At 35.8% G+C, this 579-nt stretch carries 1 protein-coding gene; it reads left to right on the top strand.

Features of this window, described 5'->3' with window-relative positions; all coding sequences use genetic code 11:
- On the top strand, positions 1 to 347 hold a 347-nt coding region (locus ACS8FD_RS23080), incomplete at its 5' end, for an SLC5/6 family protein (protein WP_439277572.1).
- Between the last annotated feature and the right edge of the window lie 232 nt (positions 348 to 579).

Raw genomic sequence — 579 nt, 5'->3', positions numbered from 1 at the left:
ATCTTGATAGTCGCTTATTAAAGTATAGTCGCCTTTCAGTTCTGATAGTTTCGATCTTTTCTTTATTACTAGCGCTATCTATCCCGAAATTAGTTGGTTTATGGGTGACAGGTGCAGCTATGTTAGTGTCAAGTTTATTAGCACCAGTCATTGCTGGCTTATTTTGGAAAAAGGCGACTCGATTAGGTGGCATAGTTGCCATGTGGGTTGGGTTAATCGTCGCAGTAACTTGGCAAATACTTGGACATCCATTTGGTTTGCATCCGATATTTATTGGTTTCCCAATCTCAGTCTTATTGGTTATTGTTGTTTCGTTAATGACTAGTGATAACAGTAGTAATATTTAGTAACTAATAAATTATTTGCTCAATTAGTGTTTAATACTCAGAAGCAATAACTAGTACTTAGAGTGATTGTCCTATGATTATTCCAATAAGGGAACTCATAGAATAGCTGGACAATTCATAATTTAAATAATGACGTTATGGCTAACACTATTTGAAGTAATTTGGGGGCAAAAAATGAGTGATTTAAAACATGGCGGTCAAGCCATTGTGAATAGCCTTAAACAACACGGAG

The organism is Psychrobacter sp. 1U2 (assembly GCF_051847575.1).
This window is presented reverse-complemented; position numbering and strand designations above follow the sequence as displayed.